Annotated in this window: 24 protein-coding genes, 4 pseudogenes and 1 riboswitch; of the genes and pseudogenes, 12 read left to right on the top strand and 16 right to left on the bottom strand. The window is 72.6% G+C overall.

Annotation, left to right across the window (positions count from 1 at the left end; all coding sequences use genetic code 11):
* Positions 1 to 436: pseudogene (locus ACWC9T_RS19550) on the bottom strand (FAD-dependent oxidoreductase); the annotation flags it as partial.
* Between ACWC9T_RS19550 and ACWC9T_RS19555 the strand changes: the two are divergent.
* Positions 430 to 646, top strand: a pseudogene (locus tag ACWC9T_RS19555) (pyridine nucleotide-disulfide oxidoreductase); the annotation flags it as partial. The pseudogenes ACWC9T_RS19550 and ACWC9T_RS19555 overlap by 7 nt on opposite strands.
* A 13-nt stretch (positions 647 to 659) precedes the next feature.
* On the opposite strand, the gene ACWC9T_RS19560 reads toward ACWC9T_RS19555, so the two are convergent.
* The gene (locus ACWC9T_RS19560) at positions 660 to 1277 is read right to left on the bottom strand and encodes a TetR-like C-terminal domain-containing protein (protein WP_449822294.1); all 618 of its coding nucleotides are present in this window, start codon (positions 1275 to 1277) and stop codon (positions 660 to 662) included.
* Between the two features lie 119 nt (positions 1278 to 1396).
* On the opposite strand from ACWC9T_RS19560, the pseudogene ACWC9T_RS19565 reads away from it, so the two are divergent.
* A pseudogene (locus ACWC9T_RS19565) lies at positions 1397 to 1543 on the top strand (DNA-binding response regulator); the annotation flags it as partial.
* A 24-nt stretch (positions 1544 to 1567) separates the two neighbouring features.
* Positions 1568 to 1885, top strand: a pseudogene (locus tag ACWC9T_RS19570) (DUF2278 family protein); the annotation flags it as partial.
* Here ACWC9T_RS19570 and ACWC9T_RS19575 read toward each other — a convergent pair.
* The 4 genes from ACWC9T_RS19575 to ACWC9T_RS19590 form a co-directional block, all read right to left on the bottom strand.
* Positions 1875 to 2558, bottom strand: a complete 684-nt coding sequence (locus tag ACWC9T_RS19575; RefSeq protein ID WP_449822295.1) for a response regulator — start codon at positions 2556 to 2558, stop codon at positions 1875 to 1877. The pseudogene ACWC9T_RS19570 and the gene ACWC9T_RS19575 overlap by 11 nt on opposite strands.
* A complete protein-coding gene (locus ACWC9T_RS19580) occupies positions 2555 to 3868 on the bottom strand; it encodes a sensor histidine kinase (RefSeq protein WP_449822296.1) in 1314 nt (437 codons plus the stop codon). Before ACWC9T_RS19580 ends, ACWC9T_RS19575 begins: the two co-directional genes overlap by 4 nt.
* A gap of 130 nt (positions 3869 to 3998) precedes the next feature.
* The gene (locus ACWC9T_RS19585) at positions 3999 to 4847 is read right to left on the bottom strand and encodes an ABC transporter permease (protein WP_449822297.1); all 849 of its coding nucleotides are present in this window, start codon (positions 4845 to 4847) and stop codon (positions 3999 to 4001) included.
* Positions 4844 to 5791: an ABC transporter ATP-binding protein gene (locus ACWC9T_RS19590; RefSeq protein ID WP_449822298.1), complete on the bottom strand. Its 948-nt coding sequence runs from the start codon at positions 5789 to 5791 to the stop codon at positions 4844 to 4846. The genes ACWC9T_RS19585 and ACWC9T_RS19590 overlap by 4 nt, the downstream gene beginning before the upstream one ends.
* 230 nt (positions 5792 to 6021) lie before the next feature.
* Here ACWC9T_RS19590 and ACWC9T_RS19595 point away from each other — a divergent pair, with 230 nt between their 5' ends.
* The 5 genes from ACWC9T_RS19595 (at position 6022) to ACWC9T_RS19615 (ending at position 9765) form a co-directional block, all read left to right on the top strand.
* Positions 6022 to 6477, top strand: coding sequence for a GNAT family N-acetyltransferase (locus tag ACWC9T_RS19595; RefSeq protein WP_449822299.1), 456 nt, complete (start codon positions 6022 to 6024; stop codon positions 6475 to 6477).
* On the top strand, positions 6474 to 6938 hold the full coding sequence (locus tag ACWC9T_RS19600) for a DUF5946 family protein (RefSeq protein ID WP_449822300.1): 465 nt from the start codon (positions 6474 to 6476) through the stop codon (positions 6936 to 6938). Before ACWC9T_RS19595 ends, ACWC9T_RS19600 begins: the two co-directional genes overlap by 4 nt.
* Positions 6939 to 7112: 174 nt before the next feature.
* Positions 7113 to 7958, top strand: coding sequence for a universal stress protein (locus ACWC9T_RS19605; RefSeq protein WP_449822301.1), 846 nt, complete (start codon positions 7113 to 7115; stop codon positions 7956 to 7958).
* 103 nt (positions 7959 to 8061) lie between these two features.
* A complete protein-coding gene (locus tag ACWC9T_RS19610; protein WP_355671595.1) occupies positions 8062 to 8535 on the top strand; it encodes a nucleoside deaminase in 474 nt (157 codons plus the stop codon).
* A gap of 189 nt (positions 8536 to 8724) precedes the next feature.
* Positions 8725 to 9765 (top strand): zinc-dependent alcohol dehydrogenase family protein, encoded by a 1041-nt coding sequence (locus tag ACWC9T_RS19615; RefSeq protein ID WP_449822302.1) that lies wholly within the window; start codon positions 8725 to 8727, stop codon positions 9763 to 9765.
* A gap of 60 nt (positions 9766 to 9825) precedes the next feature.
* On the opposite strand, the gene ACWC9T_RS19620 is transcribed toward ACWC9T_RS19615, so the two are convergent.
* Together ACWC9T_RS19620 and ACWC9T_RS19625 are read right to left on the bottom strand one after the other, a co-directional pair.
* Positions 9826 to 10983 carry a sensor histidine kinase gene (locus ACWC9T_RS19620; protein WP_449822303.1) on the bottom strand — a complete coding sequence of 386 codons (1158 nt, stop codon included), beginning with the start codon at positions 10981 to 10983 and terminating at the stop codon, positions 9826 to 9828.
* A complete protein-coding gene (locus tag ACWC9T_RS19625; RefSeq protein WP_449822304.1) occupies positions 10980 to 11735 on the bottom strand; it encodes a response regulator transcription factor in 756 nt (251 codons plus the stop codon). The genes ACWC9T_RS19620 and ACWC9T_RS19625 overlap by 4 nt, the downstream gene beginning before the upstream one ends.
* A 287-nt stretch (positions 11736 to 12022) precedes the next feature.
* Between ACWC9T_RS19625 and ACWC9T_RS19630 the strand changes: the two genes are divergently transcribed.
* The gene (locus ACWC9T_RS19630) at positions 12023 to 12199 is read left to right on the top strand and encodes a hypothetical protein (RefSeq protein ID WP_449822305.1); all 177 of its coding nucleotides are present in this window, start codon (positions 12023 to 12025) and stop codon (positions 12197 to 12199) included.
* 21 nt (positions 12200 to 12220) lie between these two features.
* The gene (locus tag ACWC9T_RS19635; RefSeq protein WP_449822306.1) at positions 12221 to 12352 is read left to right on the top strand and encodes a hypothetical protein; all 132 of its coding nucleotides are present in this window, start codon (positions 12221 to 12223) and stop codon (positions 12350 to 12352) included.
* Here the strand turns inward: ACWC9T_RS19635 and ACWC9T_RS19640 are convergent.
* The 5 genes from ACWC9T_RS19640 to ACWC9T_RS19660 all read right to left on the bottom strand — a co-directional run bounded on the left by ACWC9T_RS19640 (position 12310) and on the right by ACWC9T_RS19660 (position 16036).
* On the bottom strand, positions 12310 to 12954 hold the full coding sequence (locus ACWC9T_RS19640) for a cytochrome b/b6 domain-containing protein (RefSeq protein WP_449822307.1): 645 nt from the start codon (positions 12952 to 12954) through the stop codon (positions 12310 to 12312). The two genes, ACWC9T_RS19635 and ACWC9T_RS19640, sit on opposite strands and share 43 nt — an antisense overlap.
* Positions 12938 to 13651: a molybdopterin-dependent oxidoreductase gene (locus tag ACWC9T_RS19645; protein ID WP_449822308.1), complete on the bottom strand. Its 714-nt coding sequence runs from the start codon at positions 13649 to 13651 to the stop codon at positions 12938 to 12940. The genes ACWC9T_RS19640 and ACWC9T_RS19645 overlap by 17 nt, the downstream gene beginning before the upstream one ends.
* A gap of 81 nt (positions 13652 to 13732) precedes the next feature.
* Complete coding sequence (locus ACWC9T_RS19650; RefSeq protein ID WP_449822309.1) at positions 13733 to 13954, bottom strand: hypothetical protein; 222 nt, start codon at positions 13952 to 13954, stop codon at positions 13733 to 13735.
* Between the two features lie 401 nt (positions 13955 to 14355).
* Positions 14356 to 15168 carry an ABC transporter permease gene (locus ACWC9T_RS19655; protein ID WP_449822310.1) on the bottom strand — a complete coding sequence of 271 codons (813 nt, stop codon included), beginning with the start codon at positions 15166 to 15168 and terminating at the stop codon, positions 14356 to 14358.
* A gap of 13 nt (positions 15169 to 15181) precedes the next feature.
* Entirely contained in the window at positions 15182 to 16036 is an 855-nt protein-coding gene (locus tag ACWC9T_RS19660; RefSeq protein ID WP_449822311.1) for an ABC transporter permease, read from the bottom strand.
* Positions 16037 to 16125: 89 nt separating this feature from the next.
* Between ACWC9T_RS19660 and ACWC9T_RS19665 the strand changes: the two genes are divergently transcribed.
* On the top strand, positions 16126 to 16410 hold the full coding sequence (locus ACWC9T_RS19665; RefSeq protein WP_449822312.1) for a PucR family transcriptional regulator: 285 nt from the start codon (positions 16126 to 16128) through the stop codon (positions 16408 to 16410).
* Positions 16411 to 16454: 44 nt separating this feature from the next.
* On the opposite strand, the gene ACWC9T_RS19670 is transcribed toward ACWC9T_RS19665, so the two are convergent.
* Together ACWC9T_RS19670 and ACWC9T_RS19675 are read right to left on the bottom strand one after the other, a co-directional pair.
* Positions 16455 to 17168 carry an IclR family transcriptional regulator gene (locus tag ACWC9T_RS19670; protein WP_449822313.1) on the bottom strand — a complete coding sequence of 238 codons (714 nt, stop codon included), beginning with the start codon at positions 17166 to 17168 and terminating at the stop codon, positions 16455 to 16457.
* A gap of 198 nt (positions 17169 to 17366) precedes the next feature.
* A riboswitch (SAM riboswitch) is annotated at positions 17367 to 17509 on the bottom strand.
* A gap of 185 nt (positions 17510 to 17694) precedes the next feature.
* Positions 17695 to 19539 carry a glycoside hydrolase family 15 protein gene (locus tag ACWC9T_RS19675; RefSeq protein WP_449822314.1) on the bottom strand — a complete coding sequence of 615 codons (1845 nt, stop codon included), beginning with the start codon at positions 19537 to 19539 and terminating at the stop codon, positions 17695 to 17697.
* Positions 19540 to 19960: 421 nt separating this feature from the next.
* Here ACWC9T_RS19675 and dnaE point away from each other — a divergent pair, with 421 nt between their 5' ends.
* Complete coding sequence (gene dnaE, locus ACWC9T_RS19680; RefSeq protein WP_449822315.1) at positions 19961 to 23527, top strand: DNA polymerase III subunit alpha; 3567 nt, start codon at positions 19961 to 19963, stop codon at positions 23525 to 23527.
* A gap of 114 nt (positions 23528 to 23641) precedes the next feature.
* On the opposite strand, the gene ACWC9T_RS19685 is transcribed toward dnaE, so the two are convergent.
* Positions 23642 to 24721, bottom strand: a complete 1080-nt coding sequence (locus ACWC9T_RS19685) for an inosamine-phosphate amidinotransferase 1 (RefSeq protein ID WP_449822316.1) — start codon at positions 24719 to 24721, stop codon at positions 23642 to 23644.
* Positions 24722 to 24946 lie beyond the last annotated feature (225 nt).

The raw sequence follows: 24946 nt of genomic DNA on the forward strand, positions 1-24946 counted from the left end.
TCAGCCGCTCGCGCCAGCCGGGGAAGCCCAGGTCGAGCAGGTGCTCGGCGCGTGCGACGCCCTCGGCCTTCGACGCGTCCGGCGCGAGGGGGATCTGCCCCTGGATCAGCTGCTCGCCCGCCGGCGCGAGCGTGCGGTCCTGCGCCGTGAAGCGCTCGATCCACCCCGGCGCGTCCAGGTCGGAGACGGCGAAGGCGTCCCCGCGCCGGGTGCGTACGGCCAGGTCGACCAGGGTGGTGCGGCCGCTCGGCCAGGTCAGCGTGGGGTCGTCCAGCAGGCGGCGGGCCGCGTCGAGGGAGGTGGCGACGACGACGGGCGTGTCGGTGGGCAGCGTGTCCACGCGGGAGAGCGTCTCCACCCGTACCCCGAGGTTCCAAGATCCCGCCGAACGTGTACGAGGGCCTGAAGCGCAACCGGGCCGTCGAGGTGCACGCCTCCGGCAGGCTTCCCGGCGGCGGTCGAGCCGGACCCGGCAGCGGTCGAGGAGTACCTGCGCGAGCGGGGCGTCCGCTGCACCACCTGGGAGGGCTGGCAACTGCTCGACGCCCACGAGCGCACGCTCGGCGAGGCCGAGGAGCGGGAGCGGGAGCGGGAGCGGGTCAAGGTGGTCGAGCGCGAGGAGGTGCTCCGCCACAGCGGGGCGTGACCGGCCCCCTCGGTCACGGCCGGACGATCGGCAGCAGCACCTCGTCCACGATGGCCGCCGGGTCGAGGTTCACGGTGTCGCCGCCGCACACCTTGATCCGGTACAGCATCAGCGCCGGGACGACGTCGGTGACCAGCGGGGTGACCGCCCCCGGGCGGACCTCGCCCCGGGCGGCGCCCCGGTCCAGCACCTCGGCGATCAGTGCGGTGGTGGGCGCGACCACCCGCTCCAGCACGAGCTCCAGGAAGGCGTGCGCCCGCTGGTGGTCGAGCTCGCTCATGATCGCCCGGACCGCTGCGCCCAGCTCGCTGAACATCGCGGTGCGCAGCCCGGTCACCACCTCCAGCAGGTCCCCGCGCAGGCCGCCGGTGTCGGGGGCGGGCCGAGCCTGGGGCAGGCTCGCCCGCAGCGCGTCCGTCACCATTTCCTCCTTGGAGGACCAGCGGCGGTAGAGCGCGGCTTTGCCAGTCTGCGCGGCGGCGGCGACGCCCTCCATGGTGAGCCGCGCGTAGCCGTCGGTGGTGAGCTGCTGGAGGGCCGCCTCGTAGATGGCGTTCTCCAGTGCCTCGCCGCGCCGCCGGAGCGGGGCGTCGGTCGCCGCCGTGCGCGCGGTGTCGGTTTCAGCGGACATGGCTGCGCACCTTCCGGGGGGTTCCTGTTCACCAGGCCTCCTGCCAATGTTAGTGAACGAACCCGTTCCCTCCCAAGCATCGCGCGGGGACTCGGTCCCGGGCCGGGTCCGCGGTCCGGTTGGTGAGCGCCGTCCGCCAGGTGCGGGCTGGCGACGCCCTGCTCGCGCCGAGCATCACCCGGCGTCTGGTCGAGCGCTTCGCCCGCCGCGACGCGGCGGACGAGGCGCTGCACCGTGACCTGTCCGTGCTGACGCCGCGCGAACTGTGACGTGCGACCGCCGACCAGGGCGCCGCCGTCTACGTCTTCGGCCAGCGCTTCGAGCCCGAACCTGGCGTGCCGGACAAGGTGTTCGGCTTCCTGCCCGGCAACGGCGTGCACGACGTGCACATGGACCAGCGCAACAGCGGCCAGCTCCGCAAGGACGACGGGGTGCACCAGGACGGCGCGGTGCTGATCCACCTGCCGGACGAGAACCGGTGGACGGCGGTGATCCTCGCCTTCCAGTCGCAGTCCTGGCACACCGACGACCGCACCGGCCGCGCCCTGCCGGCCTCCGTCCCGCACCTGCCCCGGGCGCCTCACGGGACGCCGAGCATCAATTCGTGATCGGCGGATTGGGCCGGGTCAGCCCTCGGTCGTAGGCGAAGATCACCGCCTGGACCCGGTCCCGGGCGCCGATCTTCGCCAGCACCCGGCTGACGTGCGTCTTGACGGTGGATTCGGCGAGCACCAGGCGCTGGGCGATCTCGCTGTTGGTCCAGCCGTGGGCGATGGCCACCAGGATCTCCCGCTCGCGCTCGGTCAGCGCGTCCAGCCGGGGGTCCTCGACCGGCGCCGAGCCGGGCGGGCGGACCGGCAGGTGGTGGGCGTAGGCGTCGAGCAGGCGGCGGGTGATGGCGGGGGCCACCACGGCGTCGCCCTCGGCGACCGCGCGGATCCCGGCGAGCAGTTCCTCCGGGCGCGCGTCCTTGAGCAGGAAGCCGCTGGCCCCGGCGCGTAGCGCGGCGTGGGCGTATTCGTCGAGGTCGAAGGTGGTCAGCACCAGGATGCGTGAGCGTCCGCCGGTGGCGACGATCTGGCGGGTGGCCTCGATGCCGTCCATGCCGGGCATCCGGATGTCCATCAGCACGACGTCGGGCCGCAGGTCGGCGGTCAGCCGGACGGCCTCGGCGCCGTGGGAGGCTTCGCCGACCACCTCGGTGTCGGACTGGCTCTCCAGCAGCATCCGGAAGCCGTAGCGCTGCAACGGCTGGTCGTCCACGATGAGGACGGTGGTCACGTCGGGCCGCCTGTCGGGTCGGGGGTGAGATGGAGTACGGCCTCCACGGTCCATCCTGCCCCAGGGCCGGGGCCCGCCGTGACGGTGCCGCCGTACAGGGCCGCGCGCTCCCGCATCCCGGCCAGGCCGTGCCCCTCGCCGACCGGTCGGACCGGCCGGGGGCTGCCGCCGGGCGGGCCGCTGTCCTGAACGCGCACCCGCAGCCGGGTGGCGTCGGCGATCAGGGTCACGTGCGCCCGGGTCTCGGCGCCGGCGTGTTTGAGGGTGTTGGTGAGGGCCTCCTGCACGATGCGGTAGGCCATCAGCTGGACGCCGCGGTCGAGCTGGTCCAGGTCACCGCCGACGGTGTACCGCACCTGGGGGCCGGCGGCGCGGATACGGGCGCACAGCCCGTCGAGGTCGGCGATGCCGGGCTGGGGGTTGAACTCGGCGGTCTGGTCGCCCCGGTCGCGCAGCACACCGAGCATCCGGCGCAGTTCGCCGAGCGCCTGGCGGCTGGTCTCCCCGATCAGCTGCAGCGCCTCCCGGCCGCGCTCGGGGGAGGCCTGGGCGGCGTAGGCGCCGCCGTCGGCGAGGGTGACGATGACGGAGAGGTTGTGGCCGATGATGTCGTGCATCTCCCGGGCCACCCGGGTGCGTTCGGTGGCCGCGGCGAGGCGGCTGCGCTGGTCGCGCTCGATCTCCAGCCGGGCGGCGCGCTCGCGCAGCCCGGCGAGCTGGGCGCGGCGGATGCGCACCGCGATGCCGAGGGCGACGGCCGCGGTCGCGGCGCTGACCAGGAAGAACAGCGCGTCACCGACGGGCAGCCCGCCGCCGGAGACCTCGACGGCGACCAGGGCCATCGCGCCGGCCATCACCACGCAGGACCAGGCCAGGTGCCGCAGCCGTCCGTGCAGGGCCAGACTGTAGAGGGCGACCAGCAGGGCGGCGTCGGCGCGCAGGGCGACGCCGAAAGACCACTGCAGCACGAACACCGCCATGATCGCGGCGAAGGCCTCGGTGGGACGTCGGCGGCGCCACAGCAGTGGCAGGACCAGGCCCGCTTGGAGGGCCAGCATGGCCGGCAGCGGCGGGCGGACCAGGACGACCCGGTGCTCGTGCGAGGGCTCGCCGCGGCCGGGGAAGAGGTCGGGGAGGCAGAACATCAGGAAGACCACCGCGACCACGGCGGTGTCCAGCACCCACGGGTGGGCGCGGTCCGCCTCCCGCACCCGCTGGCCGATCCGGGCCAGCCTGGCGAACAGCGGGTGGCCGGACAGCGTGTCGACGGCCACGAGCGGGCCGGCGGAGGGGGCGTGGTCCTCGCTCACCGGTGGCGTCTCCCTGGTGGTGGTACGGGTGGTGCGGCGCCGGTCGGTTCCGACGCCGCACCGGGAGTGTCTCAGGACTCGGCCCGCGGACGGCCTCAGGCGTCGTGCGGGCTCGGGCGTCCGTGCGGCCTCAGGCGTCCGTGCGGACCAGCCGTACGGCCGCGCCGGCCAGGGCGAGCACCGTCCAGCCGAGGAAGACCAGCAGTCCGGCCGTCGGCGAGAGGGTGGTCGTGTCGTGGTGGAGGGCGAACATCGCCTCGCCCGCGTGGCTGGGCAGGTAGGGGCTGATGTGGTTCTGCCAGGAGCTGGGCAGCAGCGAGACCAGCCCGGGGATCAGCATCAGCGAGGCGACCAGCACCGAGATGCCGCCCGCCACCGACCGGAGCAGCGCACCGAGGGCGACCCCGATCACGCCGACCAGCCCGAGGTAAAGCCCGGCGCCCAGCAGGCCGCGGACCACCCCGGCGTCGGAGAGGGTCATCGCCGCCCGGGTGCTGGACAGGATGCCGCTGTCGGCCACGAACGTGGCGAACACCCCGACCGTGCCGAGGACCAGCGCGATCACGCCGTACACCGCGGCCTTGGACCACAGAACCGGCAGGCGGCGCGGAACGGCGGCCAGGGTGGAGCGGATCATGCCGGTCGAGTACTCGCCAGCCGCGACCAGCACGCCGAGCACGCCCAGTGCCAGCTGGGCGAAGTTGGTGCCGAACAGGGACAGGCTCAGCGCACTCGCACTGGCGAAGTCCCGGTCCATCGGGCGGCCCGAGGTGATCCGCGACTTGAACTGGAACGCCGCGATCAGGCCGAAGGCGACCAGGAAGAGCAGCGCCAGGCCAAGCGTGATCCAGGTCGAACGGAGCGACCACAGCTTGGCCCACTCGGAGCGCAGCACGCGCAGCGCCGTCACCTTGTAGGCGGGGCGGGCGGGGCGCGGCTCGGCGGGCGCGGTCGGCTCGGACGTCACGACGGTACTCATGCCGCGCTCCTCGGGGTCTCGGTCTCGATGCGGGCGGTGGTGGTGCCGTGGTACTCCACGGCGTCCCTGGTCAGGTCCATGAACGCCTCCTCCAGGGAGACCGTCCGGGGGGTGAGCTCGAAGACGGCGATGCCGTGCTCGGCGGCGGTGAGTCCGATCTCGCGGGCCGTACGGCCGGTGACCAGCAGTTCCTCGGAGCCCGACCGGCCGGTGATCTCCACGCCGGGCCCGGCGAGCGCCGAGCGCAGCCGGGCCGGGTCGGCGCTGGCCACCTTGACGGCGTCGCCGCCGGCCTCGCGGATCAGGTCCTGCACGGTGGTGTCGGCCAGCAGCCGGCCGCGTCCGACGATGATCAGGTGGTCGGCGACCAACGAGACCTCGCTCATCAGGTGCGAGGAGACGAAGACGGTCCGGCCCTCGGCGGCGAGGGAGGTCAGCAGGTTGCGGATCCACAGGACGCCCTCGGGGTCGAGGCCGTTGACCGGCTCGTCCAGCATCACCGTGGCCGGGTCGCCCAGCAGAGCGGCCGCGATGCCGAGTCGCTGGCCCATGCCGAGCGAGAACGCCCCGGCCCGCTTGCGGGCCACCGACTGCAGGCCGGTCAGCTCGATGACCTCGTCGACCCGGCGGCGCGGGATGCCGTGGGTGTGGGCCTGGGCCATCAGGTGGTTGAACGCGGAGCGGCCGGGGTGGATCGACCTGGCCTCCAGCAGCGCGCCGACCTCCTGCAGCGGCGCGGCGTGGTCGGCGTAGCGACGGCCGTTGACCCGCACCGTCCCGCTGGTGGGCGCGTCCAGTCCGACGATCATCCGCATCGTGGTGGACTTCCCGGCCCCGTTGGGCCCGAGGAACCCGGTCACCGTCCCCGGCCGGACCATGAAGTCCAGCCCGTCCACGGCGGTCTTCTCCCCGTACCGCTTCGTCAGCTGGTGCGCCTCGATCATCGCTCACCCTTACGTTCAGGGGCCGGGCCGTCCCGGCCGCCCACGCTTCCACGCTAGGTGCGGCAGGCGCCCGATCCGTGGCACCGCGGGCTGATCATCGGACGGGGCGTAGTACCGCGGTACCACTCCGCCACCCCACCCCGGCCGCTCTGGCGCGAAATGCGGTTCCGCCACCGCCCGCGGCCGGTCGAAGATGGGGCATGGACGCATCGAAGGTGACCCTGCGACCGATGACGCCGTCGGAGTACGAGGCGGCGACCAGGCACCGCGAGGCCGCAGTGGTCCTCGAACTCGCCAAGCGCATGCCTGAGGAGCTGGCCCGGGAACGCGTCCGCCGCGGCACCGCCCAGTACCTCCCGGACGGCCTCGGCACCGCCGACCACCACCTCCTGTCGGCCGTGAACGAGTCCGGCGAGGTCGTCGGCACCGCCTGGATCGGCCCCGACCCCCGCGAGTTCGGCACCGCCACCTCCGCCTGGCTCTACGACCTCCACGTCTTCGCCGCGTTCCGCCGCCACGGCTACGGCTCCGCCATCCTCGCCGCCGCCGAACGACTGGTCGTCGCCGAGGGCCTGACCTCGCTGGCCCTGAACGTCCTCGGCGACAACGAAGCGGCCATCGCGCTGTACCGCCGCAACGGCTACGGGGTGTCGGCGATGTACCTGCACAAGAACGTGCAGCGGTGACGGACGGCGCGGGGGATCGTGACACGAGCCCGGGGCCCTGCGGGGAGTGCGGTGCGCGGGGCTGCGAAGGGCTGTTCCACGCGCTGTTGGCGTTGGACCACGCGCGGAAGGAGCCGTGGGGGCCGCTGCACGGGGTGTCGGTGTCGTGCTTCCTGCTGCAGCATCCGAGTCGGCTGCCGGCCGACAACGGGGCGAGGGCTCGGGAGTTCCTGCGGGCCCATCTCGACGGGGGCCTGGCTGAGGTGGACCGACTGGTCGAGCGGGCGCGGGGGGCCAATTCGCACCGGGTGAAGGAGCGCGCGCCGGAGGTGGTCCGGGAGGCCCGGGTGGAGGCGCCGCGGGGCGGGTACGCCGTCACGATCGCGGAGGTCGCGGTCGACGGGACCTTCCCGGCCGAGGGCTTCCCGGAGCGGGTACGGGCCTGGGCAGCGGCGACGGTGGAGGCGTGGGGGCGACGGTGAGCCGTCTGCGGGTCGGCAGGGTCCCGCGAGGACCGCCAGGGTCAGGCCCATGGCGGCCCCGACCGGCCCCGACAGGCGCCGTTCGCAGCCAGCGCCGATACTGAGGCCGCAACCCGAGGTGGCCCCGGCGGCCGGGTACGGCCGTCGAGGTGCCGCCGAACCGAGGAGTACGCCGTGACCGGATCCGTTGTCGTCGGCTTCGACGGCTCGCCCGAGAGCCTCGCCGCCACCGAGTGGGCGGTGCGCGAGGCGCAGCGCCGCGGGCTCGGTCTCGAAGTCGTCCAGGCCTGGCCCTGGCCGAAGCGGGACGTGGTCGGCAGCGACCAGACCTACCACCGCGCCCTGGCGCACCTGGCCGACCGCGAGGCCGGACTGCGCGCCGTGGCGCCCGGGGTGCCGATCACCTCCGCGCCCGTGTCCGCCGACCCGGTGGAGGTGCTGGAGACCGCTTCGCGAACCGCCGCCGTTCTGGTGCTCGGCTCGCGAGGGCTGGGCACCGTGCGCGGTTTCCTGACCGGTTCGGTGAGCCAGGAGGTGCTGCGCCGGTCCGCCTGCCCGGTGGTGCTGGTCCGGGCCCACGAGAGCGAGCCGGCCGGTGCCGTGACGGTGGGCCTCGATCTGGCGCACCCCGCGGAGGAGGTGCTGGCCTTCGCCTTCGAGGCCGCCGCGCTCCGCTCGGCACCGCTGCGCGTGGTCCACGTCTGGTCCCCGCCGGCCGGCAGCGAGTACATGTCCTACGGCGCCATCGGCGGGCTGGAGCACGAGGTCTCCGCCGTCGAGCGGACCGGGCTCGCCGAGGCCCTGGAGCCCTGGCGGACCCGTCACCCCGAGGTGGAGGTGACGGAGGAGCTGGTGCGGGGCAAGCCCGCGGTCGAGCTGGTGGACGCGACGGCGACGGCCCGGCTGCTCGTGGTCGGCCGCCGCACCCGGCACGCACCGCTGCACCACCACCTCGGTCCGGTGGCGCACGCGGCGATCCACCATGTGCACTGCCCGGTCGCCGTCGTGCCGTACGGCTGATCCGGAGGGAGGCGAGATCCCGTCCGCTGCCACGGCTGTTCGCTCCACCCTGGACGTCATACGTTTGACCTCCCCGTTTCGGCCCATCCCTGAGGAGGACGTCATGGCCGATCACACCCGCGCCCACCTGCTCGCGGCCATCGATCTCGCGGCCTCCGCCCGAGCGCACGGCAACCACCCCTTCGGCGCACTGCTGACCGACCCCGACGGGAGCGTCCTGCTCACGGCCGAGAACACCGTGCTGACGGACCACGACGTCACGGCCCACGCGGAGACCAACCTGGTCCGACAGGCCTCCCGCGCCCTGGCCCCGGCGCAGCTCGCCAAGGCCACCCTGTACTCCAGCACCGAGCCCTGCGCGATGTGCGCCGGCGCGATCTTCTGGAGTGGTATCCGCCGGGTGGTCTACGCGCTCGCCGCGACCGACCTGAACGCCATCGCGGGCGCTGACCCGGAGGAGCCGGTGCTCCACCTGCCGTGCCGCCAGGTCTTCGCGGCCGGCGGCAGCTCCGTGGAGGTCTCCGGGCCGCACCTGTTCGAGGAGGCCGCCGCGGTGCACACGGGGTACTGGAGCTGACCGGCCGGACCGTCCAGACAGCACGGGTGGCCCGGTGCCCGGTACGGGGCCGGGCACCGGGCCACGGTCAGGCGAGGTGCCACGCCCCCGGGGCGTACGGTGAGGACGGAGCACCCCTGCGAGCCAGCGCCGACGACGGCACCGGCGCAGGCTGGAAGTAGCGAACCGGCGGACAGGCGGGAGCCGGCGATGGACACGACGCGACAGGCACCGGACGAGACCGGGGCATGGGTGGTCGCCCACCCCGGCCCCGTCGGTACGGCGGGCCCGGGGCCGTTGCTCTGGGAGCGCCGGCCGCTGGCCGGGCCGGGGCTCGGGGAGATCCTGGTGGAGGTGGAGGCCTGCGGGGTGTGCCGCACGGACCTGCACCTGGCGGAGGGGGACCTCGCCCCCAGGACGCCGAGGTGCACGCCCGGGCACGAGGTGGTGGGCCGCGTCCGGGCGGCCGGATCCGGGGTCGAGGGGTTCGCGGTCGGGGACCGGGCCGGGGTGGCCTGGCTGGCCCACACCTGCGGCAGCTGCGCGTACTGCCGGACGGGGCGGGAGAACCTCTGCCCGGAGTCCCACTACACCGGCTGGGACCGGCACGGCGGCTACGCCGAGCACGTACTCGCCGACGCCCGGTTCGCCTACCGGCTGCCCGAGGGCCCGCCCGCCGAGGAGCTCGCCCCGCTGCTCTGCGCCGGGATCATCGGCTACCGGGCCCTGGCGCGCGCCGACCTCCCGCCGGGCGGACTCCTGGGCATCTACGGCTTCGGCGCGTCCGCGCACCTGACCGCCCAGATCGCCCTGGCCCGGGGCGCGCGGGTGGCCGTGTTCACCCGGGGTGCGGAGGCCCGACGGTTGGCCCTGGAGCTCGGTGCCGGTTTCGCGGGCGATTCCTACGACCCCGCCCCGGATCCGCTGGACGCCGCCATCCTGTTCGCCCCGGCCGGCGAACTGGTGCCGGTCGCCCTCGCGGCACTGGATCGCGGTGGCACGCTCGCGGTGGCCGGCATCCACCTCAGCGACATCCCGGTGCTCGACTACCAGCGGCACCTGTTCCAGGAGCGCACGCTGCGCAGCGTCACCGCCAACACCCGGGCCGACGGCCGGGCGTACCTGGCGGAGGCGGCCCGGACCCGCCCGGCCGTGCGTGTGCGCCGCTACCCGCTGCGGCAGGCGGACACGGCGCTCGCGGACCTCGCCGCCGACCGGGTGACCGGGGTCGCGGTGCTCGTCGCGGAGTAGCGGAGTAGCGGAGCCACCGAGTAACGCCGGAGCGGTCCCCGGGCGGTCAGCTCCGGGCGGTCAGCTCCGGGCAGCGGGGAGGACGATCTCGAAGCAGCAGCCCCCGGCGGTGTTGCTGACCCGGGCACGGCCGGCGTGGGCCTCCACGATGCCGCGCACGATGGCCAGCCCAAGTCCGGCGCCGCTGCCCCCGCCGTCACCCCGCTCCCCCGGGGCACCCGGGTCGGCCGGGCGGGGCGTGCGGGCGGGGCTGCCGCGCCAGCCCGTCTCGAACACCCGGGGCAGGTCCTGCTCCGGGATGCCGCCGCACCCGTCGGTGACCGAGAGCACCACCTCGTCCGCCTCCCGGCGGGCGGAGACGGCCACCACGCCGTCCTCGGGGGTCGAGCGGATCGCGTTGACCAGGAGGTTGCCGAGCACCCGGGTGATCTCGCCGCTGTCCACCTCGACGGGTTCGGCGGCGACCTGTCGGCCCTCCAGCCGGACGCCACGCTGCCGGGCCAGCGGGTGGGCCCCGGCCAGCGCGTCGTCGACGAGGTCGTAGACGGACACCCGGGACAGCGACAGGGCCAACGCCCCCGCCTGGATGCGGGAGAGCTCGAACAGGTCGTCCACCATCCCGGTCAGCCGCTCGACCTCGGTGCGCATCCGCTGCAGGTACTGCTGGGGATGTTCGGCGACGCCGTCCTCCAGCGCCTCCGCCATGGCGCGCAGGCCCGCGAGCGGGGTGCGCAGGTCGTGCGAGATCCAGGCGATCAACTCCCGCCGGGAGCCGTCCAGGGCCCGGGCGCGGGACCTGGACTCGGCCAACCGGGCGCTGGTGGCGGCGAGTTCCGCACTGAGCTGGGCCAACTCCAGGCCGAGCGGGGGCTCGGGCGCGGTGAACCCGGTGTCGCTTCCGACGGTCCGGGCGGCCGCGGTCAGCGCTCTTCCCCCGGCCGCGACCTGACGTCCGAGCAGTGCGGCGGTCGCCAGCGACACCACCGAGGCCATCGCCAGCACCGTGATCACCACCCCGAGGTCGTGCCGGGACAGGAACATCGCCTGGGCGACGGCGAAGGTCCCTGAGGTCACCGCCAGAACGGTGACGGCGGCGACGCAGAACAGCGACAGCGCGAGCGAGCGCCGGCGCAGCAGCCGGACGGCCGCCCAGCCGAGCAGGCCCGCCCCGCCGGCGCCGAGCGCGGCGAACAGGGCGATCAGCAGCAGGTCCTTCACTCCGGGCCGTCCTGCTCCCCCGTCGCCGGGTCGTAGCGGTAGCCGACACCCCAGACGGTGGTGATCAGCGCCGGCGCGGCGGGGTCGTGCTCGACCTTCTCGCGCAGCCGGCGGATGTGGACGGTGACCGTGGAGAGGTCGCCGAAGTCCCAGCCCCACACGCGCTCCATCAGCTCCTGCCGGGAGAACACCGTCTGCGGGTGCCGCAGGAGGAACGCCAGCAGGTCGAACTCCCTGAGCGTCAGGAGAAGTTCGCGGCCGCCGCGGTGCGCCCGGCGGGCCTGCGGGTCGAGCGCGATGTCACCGGAGACCAGCTGCCCCGCGGGAGGCTGCGCGGGCGCGGACGCCCGGGAGCGGCGCAGCACCGACTGGACCCGCAGGACGAGTTCGCGCGGGCTGAACGGCTTGGTGACGTAGTCGTCCGCGCCCAGTTCCAGGCCGAGGATGCGGTCGGTCTCGTCACCCTTGGCGGTGAGCAGCACCACCGGCGGGTCGGCGCCGTCCGCGCCGGCGCGCAGCCTGCGCAGGATCTCCAGGCCGTCGATGCCGGGGAGCATGAGGTCCAGGACCAGCAGGTCCGGGCGGTGGGCACGGGCCAGGGCGAGCCCCTGCGGGCCGTCGGCGGCGCGGTCGACGTGGTGACCGGCCCGGGTGAGGTAGCCGGCGACCACCTCGGCCACGGTCGGGTCGTCATCGATCACCAGGATGCGGCCGGGACGGGGTGGTCCGGCGATGGCGGGGCTCTCGTTCATCTCGGCGAGGATACGAGGCGGCGACCGCGGCCGGTGCGCGCCGGGGGCCCACGTCTGAGTTCCGTGAGATCCCCCGGACGGCCCCGGCCGCGCGGACGTAGCACTTCCGTAAGTGCGCGGTTCAGGACCGCTTCGCCCTGGAGCACACGCCGCTCGCCGTCTGGGCCGAGGCGATCGCCCGCCTCGGCAGCAACCTGCAACCGACGGCGCTGCTGCGCGACCTGGCGGCGGTCTGGGCCGGTCTGACGGAGGTCCACCGGATCGACTGGGCCACGATCCGGGCCGACGTGGTGTGGGTGGACGCCGAGTTCGGACGCGGGGACCACGACCTCGGCGCCCGGCTCATCCGCCGGGGCGGCGCCCGGGTCGACTACCGGGTGGTTCCGGGCTACGGCCACGGGGACGTGGTCTGGTCGGCGACGGCCGAGCGTGATGTGTGGGAGCCACTGCTGCCCAGCCGGTGAAAGCCGCCTCACTGGTCCACGGTGCTCGGCTGGCTCCGGGCCACCCGCTGGGGCAGCGAGCGGCGGGTCGCCCGGCTGGACCACCTCGGCATGCCAGCCGGCGTGGTCGCCTACTCCGCCGACTCGCTGGCGCCGATCCCCACCGCCGGCTGATCCTGTCCGGCCTGCCACTGCGGGTGCTCGCGCGCGGCCCAGCTCCGCTCCACCAGCCCGGTCCGCATCCCGAGCCGCGCCTCCCGGTCCCGCCAGGCCATCCGGACGTGCCCGGCGACCACGACCGCGATGGCGGCGGCCAGCCAGTCGTGCACGAAGGTCGCGCCGGTCCGCCAGGACGGCGGTGCGAGGTGGGTGAGCCACATCAGCAGCCCGGTGCCGACGATCACCAGCATCGATCCGAGCGTCCACTGCGCGTACAGCTTCTGTCCGGCGTTGAACTTCCCGGCCGGCCGGTGGGCGGCCCGGGCGCGGACGGCCCGCAGCCACTGCCAGTCCGCCGGGGTGAACCGGCTCAGCCGGGCGACGTCCGCCCGCATCGCCCGGGAGGCGAGCCCGAGCAGCAGCGGCACCGGCAGCGCCAGACCGCACCACACGTGCACGGTGACGACCAGCGGCCGGTTGCCGACCAGTTCGGCGAGCGGCGCGAGGTAGAGGCAGGCGGCGGTGGCCAGGCAGACGCCGATCAGTGCGGCGGTGGTCCGGTGCACCCAGCGCTCGGCCCGGGAGAAGCGGAGGACCAGTTCAGCTCGTGGGCGCATCGTCCCTCCCGTTCGACCGGCCGACCCAGGCGTCGACGTCGTATCCGTTCTGCTCCCAGTAGCCCGGCTCGACCGAGCCGGTGACGGTGATGCCGGAGAGCCACTTCGCGGACTTGTAGAAGTACATCGGCGCGACGTACAGCCGCACCGGCCCGCCGTGGTCGTGCGCGATCGGGTTGTCCTGCATGCGCAGCGCGACCAGCACGTCGTCCCGCCGGGCCTGCTCCAGGGTGAGGCTCTCGGTGTACGCGCCGTCGAAGCAGCTGAAGCGTACGGCCTTGGCTTCCGGCTTCACCCCGGCGGCGTCGAGGAGGTGGGCCAGCGGCACCCCTTCGAACGGGGTGTCCGGCACCCGCCACCCGGTGACGCACTGGACGTCCTTGACCAGCCGCCGCTGCGGCATCGCCTGCAGGTCTGGCAGTCGGTGGGTGGCGGGGCGCTCCACCAGTCCGTCCACGGTGAGGGTGTAGTCGCCCGCGTTCCGTTCGGGGACGGAGGTCACCACCGAGTAGTACCGGAAGCCGTTGTTGCCCGGCAGCAGCCCGGACAGGCCGCTCGGATCCCGTTCCGCCAGCGCCGACTCGGCCCGCTGCAGGTACGGCCCGGCGGCCACCCCGAGCGCGCCGAGCCCGAGCAGGCCGAGCACCACCCGGCGTCCGACCGGGGTGCCCCTGCCCTCTTCGTTTCCACTGTTCACGGGACGATTCGACCAGGTCCGCCCCGGCGACGGCCAGGGCCGGGGGCGTCCCGTCAGACTTTCGTCATCTCCGGCCGCGCCTCACGGGTCGGGCGGGCCGGCCCGGCAGTCATGAGACGGCGCAACACCGGCACCACGAGCACACGGGCCAGGGCGGCCCCCGTAGGCGACGCGCTGGGCGTCCTCTCCGCCGACCGGGTGGAGCACCTGGCCGGCCGCGGGAACCGCCAGCCACTCCCAGCGCCCGTCCAGCGCGACCAGGGCCACCACCAGCAGTCCGTACCAGCTGAAGGACGGCGTCACGCTCGACGGACCGGCCGCCCCCAAGGGCGAGTTGAGCGGCCGGTGCCTCAGGTGGCAGGACGGCCCGGACCTCCTACCGTCCGCCGACCTCACCCTGCCGCTCGACCCGATCACCCTGCACCCGATGCTCCACGGCACCGGACGGGCCGCCGGCGACGCACCGTTCCCGCGCCCGACCGCGGTTCGGCATCCCGGCCGGCCCGTGGGCCCACCTGACAACCCTCGCCGCTGAGGCAAGCCAGGACGGCGGACTGTTCTGGTGGCACGGTTGGGAGCAGTCGGCCACCGCCCTGCGCACCGTCGAGCGCGCCCTGTGGCAGGGCGGACCGTAGGCCCAGGCCCCCTGCACCGAACCGCAGTTGGCCCGGCCGGGGGAGGCGCTCCAGCCGCTTCACCCGCGGCTACAGCCGCCCTCCGGGGCTGTCGGCGGACAGCCGCTGGGCCAAGTAGACCGGCACCACGGAGAGCAGCACCAGGACTGCGGCCACGACGTTGACCACCGGGGCCTGGTTGGGCCGGGCCAGGTTGGCGTAGATCCAGATCGGCAGGGTCTGGACGCCGGGGCCGGCGGTGAAGGTGGTCACCACGATCTCGTCGAAGGAGAGTGCGAACGCCAGCAACCCGCCCGCCAGCAGCGCCGACCGCACCGCCGGGAAGGTGACGTACCGGAAGGTCTGGAAGGTGTGCGCGCCGAGGTCGGCCGAGGCCTCCTCGGCGGAGGGCGACATCCGGCGCAGCCTGGCGATGACGTTGTTGAAGACCACGACGATGCAGAAGGTGGCGTGCCCGATGATGACGGTGAGCATGCCGAACCCGATGCCCGCCGGGCCGAGCACGGTGCGGAACGCGGCGTTGAGCGCGATGCCGGTGACGATGCCGGGCAGTGCGATCGGCAGGATCACCAGGAACGACACCGTCTGCCGACCGAAGAACCGGCAGCGCTGGACCGCGAATGCGGTCATCGTTCCCAGGACCAGGGCCACCAGGGTGGCCCCCGCTCCCGCCTGCAGTGAGGTGACGAGCGCGCTGCGGGCGCCCTCGGACTGCCAGGCCCGCACCCACCACTCGGCGGTGAGTCCGGTCGGCGGCCAGGCGAAGGAGCGGTCCCGGTTGACCGAGTTGAGCAGGACCAGCAGCAGCGGCAGGTAGACGACGGCGAGGCCGGCGGCCACGGCCGCGCGCAGCGCGATCCGGGCACGGCGGGAGAGGATCACTGGTGTTCGACTCCTACAGAGAGTCCAGGGCGCCGGTCCGGCGCACGGCGAGCAGGTAGCCGACGATCACCACCACGGGTACGCAGGACAGCACGGCAGCCAGTGGCAGGTTGAGCGTCACGTTGTCGGCGATCGCGGTGCCCAGCACCTGCGTCTTCCCACCGACGATCCGTACGGCGATGTAGTCGCCGAGGCTCAGCGAGAAGGTGCAGACCGACCCGGCGAACACCGAGGGCAAGACCTGCGGAAGGACCACTGAGCGGAAGGTCCGCCCGGCCGAGGCGCCCAGATCGGCCGAGGCGTCAAGGAGGTTGGTCGGCAGGTTCTCGAGTCCCGCGTAGACCGGCAGGATCATGTACGGCAGCCACAGGTAGGCCAGGACGGCGATGACCGCCGCCGTGCCGTACCCGGGGCTCGACAAGCCGAACGGTTTGCCGAGCCAGTCGAGCACGCCGCCCCGGCTGAAGATGACGCGCCAGGCGTACGCCTTGACCAGGTAGCTGGCCCAGAGCGGGGTCAGTACGGCGACCACCAGGAGCTTGCGGGTGCGCGGCCGGGCGATCCGGGCCATGTAGAAGGCCATCGGGAACGCCACCACGGCGTCGACCACCGTGACCGCGGCGGCGATGCCGAGGGTGCGCAGGGCGATCGTCCGGTAGACCGGCTCGGTGAGGACGGTGTGGAAGTTGGCGGTGTTCCGGATTCGGACGATGTCGTAGGTGAAGTCGTCGACCGTCCAGAAGGCCGAGAGGAACAGGACGGCGAGCGAGCCCAGGTAGGCGAGCACCAGCCAGGCCATCGGCGCCGCCAGTAGCAGCGCCAGCCGCAGCCTGGCGTGCCGGTGCAGGACGGAGGCCGCCTGCCGCATGCCACCCCGCCGCAGCGGCGGGGCAGCGACGTCGTGATTCGCCCGCTCGCCTCCTGCCCCGCCTGCTGCTCTCCAGCCCCGACCTGCCGTTGAAGCAACTCGCCGCCGAGGTGCTGCGCCCGCTCACCCGGTTCGACGGGACCAACAACGCCGATCTCGTCACGACCCTGCACGCCTACCTGGCCGCGGACTGCTCGGTCCAGGCGGTCGCCGACCGGCTGTACGTCCACCGCAACACCGTCCGCTACCGGCTGGACCAGATCGAGCGCCTCACCGGCCGATCACTGCAGTCCATGCAGGACCGCTTCCAGCTCTGGCTCGCCCTCCTCGCCGCCTTCCCCGACCGGACATCGGCGATTCCCCAGCATGATTGATCGTTTCCGACGATCAGCCGGGGGCCGCCAGGGCGACGGGTCGGTCAGGGGTGGCGCAGGGCTTCGGTGAGGCGGTTGGCCGCCTCGACGACGGCCTGGGAGAAGTGCGCGCCGGGGTGGCGGGTGAGGCGTTCGATCGGGCCGGAGACGGAGACGGCGGCCACGACCCGGTTGGACGGGCCGCGGACGGGCGCGGAGACGGAGACCACGCCGGGCTCGCGCTCGCCGACGGACTGGGCCCAGCCGCGGCGCCGTACGCCGCTGAGGGCGGTGGCGGTGAAGCGGGCGCCCAGGAGGCCGCGGTGGAGCCGCTCAGGTTCCTCCCAGGCGAGCAGGATCTGGGCGGCGGAGCCGGCCTTCATGGGGAGGGTGACGCCGACGGGGACGGTGTCGCGAAGGCCGGAGAGCCGCTCGGCGGCGGCCACGCAGATGCGGACCTCGCCCTGGCGGCGGTAGAGCTGTGCGCTCTCGCCGGTGACGTCGCGCAGGTGGATGAGGACCGAGCCGGCGGCCGCCAGCAGCCGGTCCTCACCGGCCGCCGCCGAGAGCTCCCCGAGCCGGGGGCCCAGGACGAACCGGCCCTGCAGGTCCCTGCCGACCAGACGGTGGTGTTCCAGTGCGACGGCGAGCCGGTGGGCGGTGGGCCGCGCCAGGCCGGTGGCGGCGACGAGCCCGGCCAGCGTGGCGGGACCTGCCTCCAGGGTGCCGAGGATCGAGGTGACCTTGTCGAGCACGCCGACGCCGCTCGTGTTCTCCATGGATGGGTACTCCAGTCTCAAACCCCGTGAGCAGCAGGTGGGTTCCGCTCACGGAGGCTCCCCGCGGGGAGCGGGGGGTGGTCAGCGAGAACGGGCCTGAGAAGTCGGCCGATTGCCTGCGCCGGGCACGAGACGGGTACGCGAAAGGGCCGGGGCGGGAAGCGCCCGGGCGAAGGACAGCACAGAGAGCACCGTGTCTCCTCATCTTTCCCGCGCCACGTTGGCGACAGGCCGGAGTTGGCACTGATCCCGGACGGCGCGGCGCGTACTTCGCACACCGAGTCGACCGGGGAGTTGCCGGGGCTTCGTAGGGCCGGTCCCTCCACCCCTCTGGATGATTCGCGAGGAACCATACAAGACTCCCCGGCCGACCCGCCAAACCTCCCCCCTCCCGTGCGAACGCTCCGCATCATCCGGTCAGGGGATTGGCCGCCGGTTTGCCGCCCCCAAGGGCGAGCGCTGAAGGCCGCCTCCTGGCCGACCGTGCGCTCCGCGCCGCCGTGCGCCGGCCAGACTCTGTCAGTCGTCAGCCCAGGGTGCGGTCGAGGTTGTAGGCGGCACTGATCAGCGCGAGGTGGGTGAACGCCTGCGGGAAGTTGCCCTGTTGCTCGCCGGTGTGGCTGATCTCCTCGGCGTACAGGCCGAGGTGGTTGGCGTAGGTGAGCATCTTCTCGAAGGCGAGCCGGGCCTCGTCCAGGCGGCCGGCCCGGGTGAGGGCCTCGACGTACCAGAAGGAGCAGATCGAGAAGGTGCCCTCCTCGCCGATCAGGCCGTCCGGGCTGGCCTGCGGGTCGTACCGGTAGACCAGCGAGTCGGAGACCAGGTCGGCGCTGAGCGCGTCCAGCGTGGAAAGCCACTTGGGGTCGGTGGGTGCGATGAACTTGGCCAGCGGCATCATCAACACCGCGGCGTCCAGCACCTGATCGTCCTCGTGCTGGACGAACGCCCTGCGCTCCGCGGACCAGCCCCGGTCCATGATCCGCCGGTAGACGGCATCACGCGCGGCACCCCAGCGCACCAGGTCGGCCGGCAGGCCGCGGCGCCGGGCGATCCGGACGGCCCGTTCGATCGCCACCCAGCACATCAGGCGGGAGTAGAGGAACCTCTTGCGCCCGCCGCGGGTCTCCCACACGCCCTCGTCGGGCTGGTCCCAGTTGGCACAGACCCAGTCGACCACGGCGCACACGGCGTCCCACTGCTCGCTGGAGATCGGCTGACCCCACTTGTCGTACAGGTAGACGGAGTCCAGCAGGGCGCCGTAGATGTCGAGCTGGAGCTGGTCGACGGCCGCGTTGCCGACCCGCACCGGAGCGGACCCCCGGTAGCCCTCCAGGTGCCGGAGCTCGCGCTCGGGCAGGTCGGAGCGGCCGTCGATGCCGTACATGATCTGCAACGGGCCGGAGGGCCGGGTCCCGTCCCGGTCGATCCGGGCGGTCAGGAAGCCCATGAACGCCTCGGCCTCGCCGGTGAAGCCCAGCCGCAGCAACGCGTACACGCAGAACGCGGCGTCCCGTACCCACAAGTAGCGGTAGTCCCAGTTGCGTTCGCCACCGATCCGTTCTGGCAGGCTGGTGGTCGGCGCGGCCACCATCGCGCCGGTCGGGGCATAGGTGAGCAGTTTGAGCGTCAGCGCCGAGCGGTGAACCATCTCCCGCCACCGCCCTCGGTACCGGCTCTGCGCCAGCCACCCCCGCCAGAACGCCACCGTGGCCTTGAACTCCACCTCCGCCTCGTGGTGGGCGCAGCCCCTCGGCGACACGCCGCCGTCGACCCGGTCGAGCGCGAACACCGCCGTCTCGCCCTGGCTGAGCTTGAACTCGGCGGTCACGTCCAGCTCGTCGCACTCGAACGCCACCGTGGAGGTGAGCGCGAGTGACAGCGCGCCGGACTCGAAGATCGCCAGGCCGTCCCCCTGCCGCCGCACCACGTGCGGCTGCGCCCCGTAACCGAACCGCGGCGCGACCCGCGCCCGGAACGGCAGCGAACCCCGCACGCACACCACCCGCCGAATCAGCCGATGCCGCCCGGTCTCACCCGCCACATGACCGCCGACGATCGGCATAAAGTCCTGGATCTCACCGACGCCGTCCTCGGTGAGAAAACGGGTGATCAGCACATTGGTGTCGGGGAAGTAGAACTGCCTGGTCCGGCCCGGCACGGCCGCCGCCAGCTCGAACGCCCCGCCCCGATCCGCATCCAGAATCGCCCCGAACACACTCGGCGCGTCGAACGACGGACAGCAGTACCAGTCGATCGTCCCATCCGTGCCCACCAGCGCCACGGTCCGCAGGTCGCCGATCAGCCCGTGCTCGGCCACCGACAGATACCGCTCCACCTCACCCGGCACCCGGGGTCCCAGTCCTTCACCCATCGCGGCACCCCTCTCCTCACCCAGTCTCCCGCGAGCCCGGACCACGCGGCCAGCGGGCCCGTCCGGTGACACTCCACCCAGCAGGGTGGCCGGTACCGGTACGGCCGGGTTCGGCGACCGTGGCGTGACCCCGGATGACCTGAAAGTGACCCCACCTGCCGCCACGAGGACACCCTCGCCGCCGCCCTGTGGCCGAACGCGCCGAGCCGGGCGTGGACGCCGGGGAAGACGCAGGTGACGACGGGCGCGGGCCAGTCGTCGGCGGAGAAGCCCGGGCGGAGCAGGGTCAACACCCCGTCAAGAAGACGGGAAGGACGCGTCAAGGTCGCCGACACGGGCGCCCGCCCCGGCGCGTCGTCCGCGCCGACCCGCTAGCGTGGGCGGCTTCGTTTCCCGAGACCCGTCCGAGGAGCACAGCCCCGTGTCCGCCAGCTTCACGCACCTGCACGTCCACACCGAGTACTCGATGCTGGACGGGGCGGCGAAGAACGGCAAGCTGTTCGCCGAGGCGGAGAGACAGGGCATGCCCGCCATCGCGATGAGCGACCACGGCAACATGTTCGGCGCGTACGAGTTCTTCCACGCGGCCGCGAAGACCGGCGTGAAGCCGATCATCGGCATCGAGGCGTACGTCGCACCGGGCTCGCGCTTCGAGAAGAAGCAGGTGTTCTGGTCGCCCGGCGGCCAGCGCCCGACCGGCGCCGACGGCGAGGGCGGCAAGGACGTCTCCGGCGGCGGCCGCTACACCCACATGACGATGTGGGCGCGGAACCCGACCGGTCTGCGGAACCTCTTCCGGCTCTCCTCGCTCGCGTCGATGGAGGGCTACTACATGAAGCCCCGAATGGACCGTGAGCTGATCGCCACGCACGCGGACGGCATCATCGCCACCACCGGCTGCCCCTCCGGCGAGGTGCAGACCCGGCTGCGGCTGGGCCAGTACGAGGAGGCGGTCAAGGCCGCGGCCGCCTACCAGGACATCTTCGGCAAGGAGAACTACTTCCTGGAGCTGATGGACCACGGCCTGGACATCGAGCGCGAGGTCCGCGCCGACCTGCTCCGGCTCGCGAAGCAGCTGAACATCCCGCTGCTGGCCACCAACGACTCCCACTACGTGACCGCCGACCAGGCCGACGCCCACGACAGCCTGCTCTGCGTCGGCGTGGGCAAGAACAAGGACGACCCGAACCGGTTCAAGTTCCAGGGCACCGGCTACTACGTGAAGACCGCCGCCGAGATGCGCGAGCTGTTCCGTGAGCTGCCGGAGGCCTGCGACAACACGCTCGCGATCGCCGAGCGGATCGAGTCGTACGAGGAGGTCTTCACCTACGTCGACCGGATGCCTCAGTTCGACGTGCCCGAGGGCGAGACCCAGGCCTCGTTCCTGCGCAAGAAGATCGAGATCGGCCTGAAGCACCGCTACGGGGACAACCCCAGCCAGGAGGTGCTGGACCGGATCGAGCTGGAGATGGGCGTGATCACCCCGATGGGGTTCGACGCCTACTTCCTCGTGGTCGCCGACATCTGCCAGTACGGACGGGACAACGGAATCCCGGTCGGCCCGGGCCGCGGTTCGGCGGCCGGCTCGATGGTCGCCTACCTGACCGGGATCACCCAGCTGGACCCGCTGGAGCACGACCTGCTGTTCGAGCGCTTCCTCAACCCCGAGCGGATCAACCCCCCGGACGTCGACATCGACTTCGACGACCGCCAGCGGGACCAGATGGTCCGCTATGTGACCGAGAAGTACGGCGCCGCCTACACGGCCCAGGTGAACACCTTCGGCACGATCAAGGCCAAGGCCGCCGTGAAGGACGCCAACCGTATCCTCGGCTACCCGTTCTCGATGGGCGACCGGATCACCAAGGCGATGCCCCCGGACGTCATGGGCAAGGGTGTGCCGCTGGCCGACCTGTTCGACGAGAAGCACCCCCGCTACAACGAGGGCACCGAGATCCGGGCGCTTTACGAGAACGAGTCGGACGTCAGGAAGATCATCGACACCGGGCGGGGCATCGAGGGCCTCATCCGCGGCACCGGCGTGCACGCCGCCGCCGTCATCCTGTCCTCCACCCCGCTGCTCGACCTGATCCCGCTGCACATGCGGGACAAGGACGGGGTGATCATCACCGGCTTCGACTACCCGTCCTGCGAAGCCATGGGCCTGATCAAGATGGACTTCCTGGGCCTGCGGAACCTTGGCATCATCGATCACTGCATCAAGATCATCAAGGCCAACCGGGGCGTCGACGTCTCCATCGAGGACGTCCCGCTGGACGACCCCACCACCTACCACCTGCTCGCCCGCGGCGACACCCTCGGTGTCTTCCAGCTCGACGGCGGGCCGATGCGCGCCCTGCTCCGGCTGATGAAACCCACCGAGTTCGCCGACATCTCCGCCGTCTCGGCGCTGTACCGGCCGGGCCCGATGGGCATGAACTCGCACACCAACTACGCGCTGCGCAAGAACGGCCAGCAGGAGATCGTCCCGATCCACCCCGAGCTGGAGGCCCCGCTCGCGGACGTCCTCGGCCCCACCTACGGCCTGATCGTCTACCAGGAGCAGGTCCAGCGCGCCGCGCAGGTCCTCGCCGGCTACTCGCTCGGCCAGGCCGACCTGCTGCGCCGGGCCATGGGCAAGAAGAAGAAGGAGGTCCTGGAGAAGGAGTTCATCCCCTTCCAGGCCGGCTGTCGCGAGCGCGGCTACTCCGACGAGGCCGTCAAGGCGGTCTGGGACGTCCTGGTCCCGTTCGCCGGCTACGCGTTCAACAAGTCGCACTCCGCCGCGTACGGCCTGGTCTCGTACCAGACCGCCTACCTGAAGGCCAACTACCCCGCCGAGTACATGGCCGCGCTGCTCACCTCCGTCGCCGACGACAAGGACAAGATGGCGGTCTACCTGGCCGAGTGCCGGCAGATGGGCATCAAGATCCTCTCCCCCGACGTCAACGAGTCGGTGGTCGACTTCACCGCCGTCGGCAGCGACGTCCGCTTCGGCCTCAAGGCCGTCCGCAACGTCGGCGTGCCGGTGATCGACTCGCTGGTGCGCACCCGCGACGAGAAGGGCAAGTACACCTCCTTCGCCGACTTCCTGGACAAGGTCGAGCTCGTGGTCTGCAACAAGCGCACCGTCGACTCCCTGGTCAAGGCCGGAGCCTTCGACTCGCTCGGCCACACCCGGCTCTCGCTCAGCACCGTGCACGAGAGCGCGATCGACGCCGTCACCGGGGTGAAGAAGCAGCAGGCCATCGGGCAGGACGACCTGTTCGGCGCCCTGGACTCCGGCGACAGCGGCGGCCCGGGCATCGGGCTGGACTTCCAGCTCACCGAGCAGGAGTGGCCCCGCCGCCAACTCCTCTCCCTGGAACGCGAGATGCTCGGCCTCTACGTCTCCAGCCACCCACTCGACGGCGCCGAGCACATCCTCTCCCAGAACCGCGACATCTCCATCGCCGAACTCCTCGGCTCCGGCCGCTCCGAGGGCGAGGTCCGACTGTCCGGCCTGATCACCGCGGTCGACCGGCGGATCAACAAGGCCGGCAACGCCTGGGCGATCATCACCGTCGCCGACCGTGACGGCTCGGTCGAGGTGCTGTTCTTCCCCGCGACCTACAACCTGATGGCCGAGCAGATGATCGAGGACAACGTGATCTCGGTCCGCGGCCGCCTCAACGAGCGCGACGGGTCGCTGAGCGTCTTCGGGCAGGAGATCACCACCCTCGACGTCTCCTCCGCCGAACTCGGCACCAAGCCACCGGTCCAGATCACCGTCCCGGCCGCCCGGATCACCCCCGAGACGGTCGCCGAACTCAAACTCGCCCTCCAGGCCCACCCGGGCGACGTCCCGGTGCGGTTGCTGACCACCAACTGGGACAAGAACACCCTCTACGAGCTCGGCTTCCGGGTGAACCCCGACAACGGGCTCGCCTCGGACATCAAGACCCTGCTCGGCAACCGCGCCTGGGCGGGCACGGCCGTCCGGTCCTGAGCCGCGGGGCGCCGGACAACGACATTACCGACCGCGGCCCGGGCGGGACGACGGGGCCGGTGCCGTCCGGTCGCGACGGCGACCGGGCGGCACCGGCCTCACGGCGTCGACGGATCAGGACAGGTAGTCCTCCGGCCCGCCGTCGCGCCGGATGTCCAGGGTGACGCAGTGGAAGCCGCCTCCGAGCACCCGGGAGTGCCGCAGCCGGTGCGGCAGGACGGTGATCCCGGAGTGCTCCAGCAGCTTGATCAGGCTCTCCTGGCCCGACTCGACGATCGCCGTGTCCGGGGAGACCATCAGCAGGTTCATGCTGATCCAGCTCTCGCTGAGCGCGTGCTCGGGCATGTCACCGGAGGGCTCGGCCGGCGGGCACCACAGGATGTCCCAGCCCCGCAGCGCCTCCGGGACGGTCTCCGGGCTGATCCGCTCCGGGTTGAGCAGCACCAGCCCCGGCCGCAGCAGCGCGATGGTGCTGTCGATGTGGGTGTAGCCGTAGATGTCCCGCAGCGGGTGCAGTCGCAGGCCGCCGTCGCCGAGCAGGCCGAGGGTGGACTCCAGCCACCGCAGGCCGAGTTCGTTCCCGCTGCGGGAGACCTGGTAGAACACGTCCCGGCCGAGCCGCAGCACGTTCGCGGCGTCGAAGACCGGCTCGGCCTCGCCCAGCCGCGGCAGCCCGTCCGCGTCGAACTCGAAGAGCTCGTCCCTCAGTTGCGGCCTGGGAGCGGCCAGCCAGCGCGCGCCGCGGCGCAGGTAGTCCTGGAAGAGTCCGCGCAGCCCGAAGACCTCGAAGTAGCGCTGTCGCATCGGGCTCGCCACCTCGATCACCGTCTCGCCGACCACCAGGGTCAGGTCCCGCGGGCAGTAGGAGTGGAAACCGCCGTCGGCCGTCCAGAGCGGGGAGGAGAACTCGGCCGCGTGGTCGATCACTTCGGGCTGGTGGACGGTGACGCCGAGGCCCCGCAAGGTGGCCACCAGCGCGTCCAGGTCCTCCTCCGTCTCCTCCACGACCTGCTGCGAGTAGGGGCCGACCTCGATGGAGGCGAGGTCGACGGCGCTGGTCTTCGGAAAGCAGGACAGCCAGGAGGACGGCTCGGTCTGCTCGGGCAGCCGGGCGCCGACGGCGGTGCCGACCACGACCTCCCGCAGTGTGGTGAACTCGTCCCAGCTGTGGACCGGACGGGCCGAATTGGACATGACTCCCCCTTGACACGGGTTTAGGGAAACGCGGATACGGCGGCGAACGCGACGGCTTTTGAAGTGCACGGCAGGACGGCCGGGCGGGGTGAGCGCCGAACGGCCGTCAGCCGCTGACGGAGCGAGGTCGCCGAACACAGCGGAACCGGCAACGGAAATCGGTACGGATTGATCGCCGGACCGCTTCTGGGCCGATCACGGCGTACGGGAAATCACCGACCGAGC

It is taken from the genome of Kitasatospora sp. NPDC001159 (genome assembly GCF_053598235.1).

Excerpts from the sequence above, each read along its gene's own strand:
- ACWC9T_RS19560 (WP_449822294.1), bottom strand. The coding sequence starts at position 1,277 with ATGTCCGCTGAAACCGACACCGCGCGCACGGCGGCGACCGACGCCCCG.
- ACWC9T_RS19585 (WP_449822297.1), bottom strand. The coding sequence starts at position 4,847 with ATGAGTACCGTCGTGACGTCCGAGCCGACCGCGCCCGCCGAGCCGCGC.
- ACWC9T_RS19590 (WP_449822298.1), bottom strand. The coding sequence starts at position 5,791 with ATGATCGAGGCGCACCAGCTGACGAAGCGGTACGGGGAGAAGACCGCC.
- ACWC9T_RS19595 (WP_449822299.1), top strand. The coding sequence starts at position 6,022 with ATGACGCCGTCGGAGTACGAGGCGGCGACCAGGCACCGCGAGGCCGCA.
- ACWC9T_RS19610 (WP_355671595.1), top strand. The coding sequence starts at position 8,062 with ATGGCCGATCACACCCGCGCCCACCTGCTCGCGGCCATCGATCTCGCG.
- ACWC9T_RS19615 (WP_449822302.1), top strand. The coding sequence starts at position 8,725 with ATGGACACGACGCGACAGGCACCGGACGAGACCGGGGCATGGGTGGTC.
- ACWC9T_RS19625 (WP_449822304.1), bottom strand. The coding sequence starts at position 11,735 with ATGAACGAGAGCCCCGCCATCGCCGGACCACCCCGTCCCGGCCGCATC.
- ACWC9T_RS19640 (WP_449822307.1), bottom strand. The coding sequence starts at position 12,954 with ATGCGCCCACGAGCTGAACTGGTCCTCCGCTTCTCCCGGGCCGAGCGC.
- ACWC9T_RS19660 (WP_449822311.1), bottom strand. The coding sequence starts at position 16,036 with ATGCGGCAGGCGGCCTCCGTCCTGCACCGGCACGCCAGGCTGCGGCTG.
- ACWC9T_RS19670 (WP_449822313.1), bottom strand. The coding sequence starts at position 17,168 with ATGGAGAACACGAGCGGCGTCGGCGTGCTCGACAAGGTCACCTCGATC.
- ACWC9T_RS19675 (WP_449822314.1), bottom strand. The coding sequence starts at position 19,539 with ATGGGTGAAGGACTGGGACCCCGGGTGCCGGGTGAGGTGGAGCGGTAT.
- ACWC9T_RS19685 (WP_449822316.1), bottom strand. The coding sequence starts at position 24,721 with ATGTCCAATTCGGCCCGTCCGGTCCACAGCTGGGACGAGTTCACCACA.